The sequence below is a fragment of the Rhodobaculum claviforme genome (assembly GCF_016653255.1).
GTDB classification, from domain to species: domain Bacteria; phylum Pseudomonadota; class Alphaproteobacteria; order Rhodobacterales; family Rhodobacteraceae; genus Rhodobaculum; species Rhodobaculum claviforme.
Genome location: NZ_NHSD01000089.1, coordinates 1 through 5,148, shown reverse-complemented (window position 1 = coordinate 5,148; position 5,148 = coordinate 1). Strand labels below are relative to the sequence as shown.

General features: G+C 71.5%; 5 protein-coding genes. 3 read left to right on the top strand and 2 right to left on the bottom strand.

What is annotated here, in order from left to right; all coding sequences use genetic code 11:
- Nucleotides 1-449: amidase family protein (locus CCR87_RS01590; RefSeq protein ID WP_242511794.1), on the bottom strand; the 449-nt coding region annotated here is incomplete at its 3' end.
- 184 nt (nucleotides 450-633) lie between these two features.
- Here CCR87_RS01590 and CCR87_RS01585 point away from each other — a divergent pair.
- From CCR87_RS01585 to CCR87_RS01575, 3 genes are all read left to right on the top strand, one after another.
- A complete protein-coding gene (locus tag CCR87_RS01585; protein WP_201155579.1) occupies nucleotides 634-1,791 on the top strand; it encodes a phosphoserine transaminase in 1,158 nt (385 codons plus the stop codon).
- A 64-nt stretch (nucleotides 1,792-1,855) separates the two neighbouring features.
- The gene (serA, locus tag CCR87_RS01580; protein WP_201155578.1) at nucleotides 1,856-3,451 is read left to right on the top strand and encodes a phosphoglycerate dehydrogenase; all 1,596 of its coding nucleotides are present in this window, start codon (nucleotides 1,856-1,858) and stop codon (nucleotides 3,449-3,451) included.
- A gap of 7 nt (nucleotides 3,452-3,458) precedes the next feature.
- Entirely contained in the window at nucleotides 3,459-4,211 is a 753-nt protein-coding gene (locus CCR87_RS01575) for a metallophosphoesterase (RefSeq protein ID WP_201155577.1), read from the top strand.
- On the opposite strand, the gene CCR87_RS01570 is transcribed toward CCR87_RS01575, so the two are convergent.
- On the bottom strand, nucleotides 4,208-4,912 hold the full coding sequence (locus CCR87_RS01570) for an SDR family NAD(P)-dependent oxidoreductase (protein ID WP_201155576.1): 705 nt from the start codon (nucleotides 4,910-4,912) through the stop codon (nucleotides 4,208-4,210). The genes CCR87_RS01575 and CCR87_RS01570 overlap by 4 nt on opposite strands.
- Nucleotides 4,913-5,148: the final 236 nt, after the last annotated feature.

The window sequence follows — 5,148 nt, the reverse complement described above, 5'->3', positions numbered from 1 at the left end:
GTCAGCCCCTGGTCGCGCGGGTTCAGCGTCGCGCCGTGGTGGCTGTTGCGGGTGAACCACCGCAGCGAAAACGCCGGCGCGTTGGTGCGCCCCACGATCACCGCCCCGGCCCGGCGCAGGTTGGCGACGACGGGGTTGTCGACCTCGGCCACCGCGCCCGCGTTCACCCGCAGCCCGTTGGTGGTGGCGTGGCCCGTCTGGTCCACATTGACCTTGACCGTCACCGCCACCCCCGCGAGCGGTCCCACGCGATCCCCCCGCGCCAGCGCCGCATCCACCGCGTCGGCGGCCGCGCGGGCCTCGTGGTCGCAGCGCATGACCACGGCGTTGAGGGTGGGGTTCACCGCCTCCAGCCGCTCCAGCGTGGACTCCACCGCGTCGCGGGCGGTGATCTCGCGGGCGGCGATGCGGGCCGCAAGGTCGGTGGCGGTCAGGGTCCAGGGGGTCATGCGCGCTCCGATCATCGGGTGTGCGGCCCAGAGGGCGCGGCGGCGGCACGGTTGTCAACCCGCGCGGCAGGGCGCGGATGCGCGGGGTGTGCGATATTGCCGCTTGCCTGAGTGACCCGGATTGCCGTAAGCGCGGAGATGGGCCACCCCCTCCCACCAGGGGGCGAATATCTGGAAGGATACCATGGACGACCTGACCCCCCCGGCCACGCGGCCGGCGAACCCGCGCTTTTCCTCGGGCCCCTGTGCCAAACCCCCCGTATTCCGTCTGGACGCGCTGGCCGATGCCCCGCTGGGTCGGTCGCACCGCGCCGCCGTCGGCAAAGCCCGGCTGAAGGCCGCGATCGACGGCACGCGCGAGATCCTCGGCGTGCCCGCCGACTACCGCATCGCGATCGTGCCCGCCTCGGACACCGGCGCCTACGAGATGGCGATGTGGACCATGCTGGGCGCGCGGCCCGTCGAGATGCTGGCCTGGGAAAGCTTCGGCGCGGGCTGGGTCACCGACGCGATCAAGCAGCTCAAGCTCGACGCGGTGGTGCGCGAGGCCCCCTATGGCGAGATCGTGGACCTGTCGGCGGTCAACTGGGACGCCGATGTGTGCTTCACCTGGAACGGCACGACGTCGGGCGTGCGGGTCCCCACGGGCGACGTGATCCCGGCCGACCGCGCGGGGCTGACGCTGTGCGACGCGACCTCGGCGGCGTTCGCGATGGACCTGCCGTGGGACAAGCTGGATGTAACCACGTTCTCATGGCAAAAGGTGCTGGGCGGCGAGGGCGCGCACGGGATGATCATCCTGTCCCCCCGCGCGGTGGCCCGGCTTGAAAGCTACACCCCGCCCTGGCCGCTGCCCAAGATCTTCCGCCTGACCAAGGGCGGCAAGCTGATCGAGGGCATCTTCAAGGGCGAGACGATCAACACCCCCTCCATGCTGTGCGTCGAGGATTACCTGCTCGCGCTGGACTGGGCGCGCTCCATCGGTGGCCTGCCTGCGCTGGTCGCGCGGGCCGAGGCCAATGCGGGCGCGGTGGCGCGGTTCGTCGCCGCCACGCCGGGGATCGGGAACCTGGCGCGCGACCCCGCGACGGCCTCCACGACCAGCGTGTGCCTGACCTTCACCGACCCGGCGATCCGCGATGCGGCGGCATTCGCCAAGGCGGTGGCCAAGCGGCTGGAGGCCGAGGGCGTGGCGCTGGACGTCGGCGCCTACCGCGACGCGCCCCCGGGCCTGCGGATCTGGTGCGGCTCGACGGTCGAAACCGCGGACATCGAGGCGCTGATGCCCTGGATCGGCTGGGCCATGCGCGCGGAGATCGCGGCGCAGTCCGCCGACGCCTGACACCCCCATTTCCCGCCCGGGCCCACCGCCCGGGCCACCCCCCATTTTCCACAGGAGCGCCCCAATGGCACCTCGTGTTCTCGTCTCCGATGCGCTGTCGGAAACCGCCGTGCAGATCTTTCGCGACCGCGGCATCGACGTCACCTTCGACCCCACCCTGGGCAAGGACAAGGAGCGCCTTGCACAGGTGATCGGCGACTATGACGGCCTCGCCGTGCGGTCGGCCACCAAGGTCACGGAAAAGCTGCTGGCAAATGCCCCGAACCTGAAGGTGGTGGGCCGCGCGGGCATCGGCGTGGACAATGTCGACATCCCGGCGGCGTCCAAGCGCGGCGTGATCGTGATGAACACCCCCTTCGGCAACTCCATCACCACCGCCGAGCACGCCATCGCCCTGATGATGGCGCTGGCCCGCCAGATCCCCGAGGCCAACGCATCGACCCACGCCGGCAAGTGGGAGAAATCCCGCTTCATGGGCATGGAGCTGACGGGCAAGACGCTGGGCCTGATCGGCTGCGGCAACATCGGCTCCATCGTGGCCGAGCGCGCGCTGGGGCTGCGGATGAAGGTCATCGCCTATGACCCCTTCCTGGGCGAGGAGCGCGCGGTGAAGCTGGGCGTCCACAAGGTGGAGCTGGACGAGCTGATCGCGCGCGCCGACGTCATCACCCTCCATGTGCCGCTGACGGACAAGACCCGCAACATCCTGTCGGCCGACGCGCTGGCCAGGACGAAGAAGGGCGTGCGCATCGTCAACTGCGCCCGCGGCGGGCTGATCGACGAGGCCGCGCTGGCCGAGGGGTTGCGCTCGGGCCACGTCGCAGGCGCGGCGCTCGATGTGTTCGCGGTGGAGCCCGCCACCGACAGCCCGCTGTTCGGGATGCCCAACGTGGTGTGCACCCCGCACCTGGGTGCGTCGACCACCGAGGCGCAGGAGAACGTGGCGTTGCAGGTGGCCGAGCAGATGGCGGACTACCTGCTGACGGGCGCGGTGTCGAACGCGCTCAACATGCCCTCGGTCACGGCCGAGGAGGCGGCGGTGATGGGGCCGTGGCTGAAGCTCGCCGCCCATCTGGGCGAGTTCATCGGGCAGATGACGGACGAGCCGATCACCGCGCTCAACATCCTCTATGACGGTACGGTCGCGGGGATGAACCTGGAGGCGCTGAACTGCGCGGCGATCGCGGGGGTGATGCGGGCGGCCAATCCGGACGTCAACATGGTCTCGGCGCCGGTGATCGCGCGCGAACGCGGCATCGCGCTGTCCACCACCCGGCAGGAGAAGACCGGCGTCTTCGACGGCTACATCAAGGTCACCGTGGTGACCGAGGATCGCGAACGCTCGCTGGCGGGGACTGTGTTTTCCGACCACAAGCCGCGCTTCATCCAGATCAAGGGCATCACCATCGACGCCGAGGTCGGCGCCCACATGCTCTATACCACCAACGACGATGTGCCGGGCGTCATCGGCACGCTGGGCATGACGCTGGGGCGCAACGGGGTGAACATCGCGAACTTCACCCTGGGACGCAGCGCACAGGGGCGCGACGCCATCGCGCTGCTGTACCTGGATGAAACCCCCGCCCAGCCGGTGCTGGACGAGCTGCGCGCCACGGGCCTGTTCCGCCAGATCCGCCCGCTGGTGTTCGATGTCGGCTGACACCGCCATGGATGACCCCGTACGCAGCTATGCGGTGGGCGATGTCCATGGACAGCTTGGCCGCCTGCGGGCGGCCCACGCACTGATCGCGGCCGACCGCGCGCGCACCGGCGACGCCGATGCCCCGGTGATCCATCTGGGCGACCTGGTGGACCGCGGCCCGGACAGCCGGGGCGTGATCGCGTGGCTGATGGCGGGGATCGCCGATGGCGCTCCGTGGCGGGTGCTGCTGGGCAACCACGACCGGCTGTTCACCATGTTCCTGGATGATCCGACCGCGCGCGACCCGATGCTGCGGCCGATCTACAGCTGGCTGCACCCGGCGATCGGGGGCGGGCCGACGCTGGCGTCCTATGGCGTGGCGAACCCGGCCGACCGCCCGGTGGCCAAGGTGCACGCCGATGCGGTGGCACGGGTGCCGGCCGAGCACCGGGCGTTCCTGGCCGGGTGCGCGCTGTGGCATCGGCGCGGGCCGGTGCTGTTCGTGCATGCCGGCATCCGCCCCGGCATCGATCTGGAGGCGCAGGACCCCATCGACCTGACATGGATCCGCGAACCGTTCCTGTCCGATCCCCGTGACCACGGTGTGCTGGTGGTGCATGGTCACACCGCGCTGGAGCGCGCGACGCATTTCGGCAACCGCGTCGATCTGGACACCCGGGCCGGCTATGGGGGCCCGGTCACCGCCGCCGTGTTCGAGGGGCGCCGCGTCCACATCCTGACGGACGCGGGCCGCGTGCCCCTCACGCCCGACGCCTAGCCCGTCACCTGACCCGCTGCGCCCTGGCCCAGCGCCGCCATGATCCCGGCCGCGACCTGCGCGCAGGGCGTCAGGCGGCCGTGGTCCTCGCCGGGGCGGAAGCGGGCGCGTACAGCGGTGGGCATAGGCGGCGGCGTCTCGATCAGCACGCGCGGGCCGAGGCGCGCGGTCTCCCCCTGCCAGTGCCGCGCCAACGCGACCTGGGCCGCCTTGGTCGCGCCATAGGCACCGTGGAAACGGTTGCTCCCCTGGGCGTCGTCGAAGAACAGCGCGGTGCCGGCGGGCGCGGCCTTCAGCAGCGGCTCGATCATCGGGATCAGCACGCCGGTGGCGCGCACGTTGATCGCGACGCTGCGGTCCCAGTCCTTGGCCGCGATATGGCCCGCAGGGCTGAGGGGGGGCGCATGCACCGCCGCGTGGACCCACAGATCGGCACGGCCCCAGCGGTCGTGGATGCCACGGCACAGCGTGCGCATCGCGTCGTCCCTGGTGATGTCCATGGGCGCAAGCGTGGCGGCCGGGCCACCCGCGCGGCGGATGCGGTCGTCCAGCTCCTCCAAGGCGCCGGTGGTGCGGGCCACGGCGACGACCTGCCAGCCGGCGGTGCCCAGCGCCTCGGCCATGGCCGCGCCGAGCCCGCGCGAAGCGCCCAGGACAAGCGCGATACGGGGGGCGGGATCTTGGGATGTGTGCTCGGTCATGGGGTTCTTTAGGCGGGCCACGGCGGCGCTTGCAAGGGGACAAAATGGCCGCGCACCCGCCCTCAGAAATGCAGCCGCAGGCTGAGGAACCCCTCCGGCGTGTGGCCCAGCACCTGCGGGCGGAATTCGGCGATGTCGCACAGATGCCCGGCGGCCTCGGGCGCGGTGCGGAACAGCGCGGTCGCGCCGGGCGGCGCGGTCAGGCGCCAGCGCGGCGGGGGCGGGGCGGCATCCGG